At 51.6% G+C, this 3161-nt stretch carries 2 rRNA genes (1 of these 2 cut by a window edge); both read left to right on the forward strand.

The features are described 5' to 3' along the window. Positions 1-2811 (forward strand): 23S ribosomal RNA (locus QUA62_RS28745); it begins 66 nt to the left of the window's first position. Between the two features lie 180 nt (positions 2812-2991). Continuing rightward, positions 2992-3104, forward strand: a 5S ribosomal RNA gene (rrf, locus tag QUA62_RS28750). The last annotated feature ends 57 nt before the right edge of the window (positions 3105-3161 follow it).

A 3161-nucleotide genomic window follows, 5' to 3' on the forward strand; every position in this document is an offset into this window, starting at 1 on the left:
TGCGATAAGCTTCGGGGAGCTGGCAAATTAGCTTTGATCCGGAGATTTCCGAATGGGGAAACCCACCTGCAAAGGTATCGCATGATGAATACATAGTCATGCGAGGCGAACCGGGTGAACTGAAACATCTCAGTAGCTCGAGGAAAAGACATCAACCGAGATTCCGAAAGTAGTGGCGAGCGAAATTGGAAGAGCCTGTTAGTGATAGCACAAGACTTAACGGAACGCCTTGGAAAAGGCGGCCACAGCGGGTGATAGCCCCGTACGTGAAAAGACCTGTGTGGTACTGAGCTAACGACAAGTAGGGCGGGACACGAGAAATCCTGTCTGAACATGGGGGGACCATCCTCCAAGGCTAAATACTCATCATCGACCGATAGTGAACAAGTACCGTGAGGGAAAGGCGAAAAGAACCCCGGGAGGGGAGTGAAATAGATCCTGAAACCGCGTGCTTACAAAAAGTAGGAGCCTCGTAAGGGGTGACTGCGTACCTTTTGTATAATGGGTCAGCGACTTACATTCAGTGGCAAGGTTAACCGAATAGGGAAGCCGTAGAGAAATCGAGTCCGAATAGGGCGAATTAGTCGCTGGGTGTAGACCCGAAACCAAGTGATCTATCCATGGCCAGGATGAAGGTGCCGTAACAGGTACTGGAGGTCCGAACCGACTAGTGTTGCAAAACTAGCGGATGAGCTGTGGATAGGGGTGAAAGGCTAAACAAACTTGGAAATAGCTGGTTCTCTCCGAAAACTATTTAGGTAGTGCCTCAAGTATTACCGTCGGGGGTAGAGCACTGTTTTGGCTAGGGGGTCATGGCGACTTACCAAACCAAGGCAAACTCCGAATACCGACGAGTACAGCTTGGGAGACAGAGCACCGGGTGCTAACGTCCGGACTCAAGAGGGAAACAACCCAGACCGCCAGCTAAGGTCCCTAAAATTGGCTAAGTGGGAAACGAAGTGGGAAGGCTAAAACAGTCAGGATGTTGGCTTAGAAGCAGCCATCATTTAAAGAAAGCGTAATAGCTCACTGATCGAGTCGTCCTGCGCGGAAGATGTAACGGGGCTAAGCCAGTTACCGAAGCTGCGGATTTGCAATTTATTGCAAGTGGTAGGAGAGCGTTCTGTAAGCCTGTGAAGGTGTCTTGTAAAGGATGCTGGAGGTATCAGAAGTGCGAATGCTGACATGAGTAGCGTTAAAGGGGGTGAAAAGCCCCCTCGCCGTAAGCGCAAGGTTTCCTACGCAACGTTCATCGGCGTAGGGTGAGTCGGCCCCTAAGGCGAGGCAGAGATGCGTAGCTGATGGGAAACAGGTCAATATTCCTGTACCGATTACAAGTGCGATGTGGGGACGGATTTTAATAGGTTATCCGGCGGTTGGATGTGCCGGTTTAGACAGATGTAGGCGACACGTAGGCAAATCCGCGTGTCATATACCGAGGCTGTTGATCGAGCGAGCTTGCTCGCGAAGTAACTGAACGAGGTCCCAGGAAAAGCCACTAAGCTTCAGCTTGTAATTGACCGTACCGCAAACCGACACTGGTGCGCGAGATGAGTATTCTAAGGCGCTTGAGAGAACTCAGGAGAAGGAACTCGGCAAATTGACACCGTAACTTCGGAAGAAGGTGTGCCCTAGTAATGTGATGAGAACATCTGAGCATGAAAGGGTTGCAAAAAATTGGTGGCTGCGACTGTTTATTAAAAACACAGCACTCTGCAAACACGAAAGTGGACGTATAGGGTGTGACGCCTGCCCGGTGCTGGAAGATTAATTGATGGGGTGCAAGCTCTTGATCGAAGTCCCAGTAAACGGCGGCCGTAACTATAACGGTCCTAAGGTAGCGAAATTCCTTGTCGGGTAAGTTCCGACCTGCACGAATGGCGTAACGATGGCCACACTGTCTCCTCCTGAGACTCAGCGAAGTTGAAATGTTTGTGATGATGCAATCTCCCCGCGGAAAGACGGAAAGACCCCATGAACCTTTACTGTAGCTTTGTATTGGACTTTGAACAGATCTGTGTAGGATAGGTGGGAGGCTTTGAAGCAGGGTCGCTAGATCTTGTGGAGCCAACGTTGAAATACCACCCTGGTGTGTTTGAGGTTCTAACCTAGGTCCATTATCTGGATCGGGGACAGTGCATGGTAGGCAGTTTGACTGGGGCGGTCTCCTCCCAAAGCGTAACGGAGGAGTTCGAAGGTACGCTAGGTACGGTCGGACATCGTGCTAATAGTGCAATGGCATAAGCGTGCTTAACTGCGAGACTGACAAGTCGAGCAGATGCGAAAGCAGGACATAGTGATCCGGTGGTTCTGTATGGAAGGGCCATCGCTCAACGGATAAAAGGTACTCTGGGGATAACAGGCTGATACCGCCCAAGAGTTCATATCGACGGCGGTGTTTGGCACCTCGATGTCGGCTCATCTCATCCTGGGGCTGTAGCCGGTCCCAAGGGTATGGCTGTTCGCCATTTAAAGAGGTACGTGAGCTGGGTTTAAAACGTCGTGAGACAGTTTGGTCCCTATCTTCCGTGGGCGCTGCAGATTTGAGGAAGCCTGCTCCTAGTACGAGAGGACCGGAGTGGACGCACCTCTGGTGTACCGGTTGTCACGCCAGTGGCATTGCCGGGTAGCTAAGTGCGGAAGAGATAACCGCTGAAAGCATCTAAGCGGGAAACTCGTTCCAAGATGAGATCTGCCGGGGCCTTGAGCCCCCTAAAGAGTCGTTCAAGACCAGGACGTTGATAGGCTGGGTGTGGAAGCGCAGTAATGCGTTAAGCTAACCAGTACTAATTGCTCGTGCGGCTTGACCCTATAACTTTGATGAAATCCATCAAGGTCAAATGTCATCCGACTGAAAAGTCATGTTATGCCCTCATGGCACGCAACACCGTTGCGCCCCATGACGTTGGCAGCAATCAAAAACCAGCTGATTCGAAGCTCTATGAATTCGACCAGGCCGTGCACCTTGCGCGGCCGAGTCAACAAGTTATGCCTGACGACCATAGCAAGGTGGTCCCACTCCTTCCCATCCCGAACAGGACAGTGAAACGCCTTTGCGCCGATGATAGTGCGGGTTCCCGTGTGAAAGTAGGTCATCGTCAGGCTCTTACCCAGCCCCCCAAACCCCCTCGTGCACCCCAGCACCTGGGGGTTTGGGCTTT

Origin of the sequence: Microcoleus sp. MON1_C1 (assembly GCF_036701945.1) — a bacterium.
Classification (GTDB): domain Bacteria; phylum Cyanobacteriota; class Cyanobacteriia; order Cyanobacteriales; family Microcoleaceae; genus Microcoleus.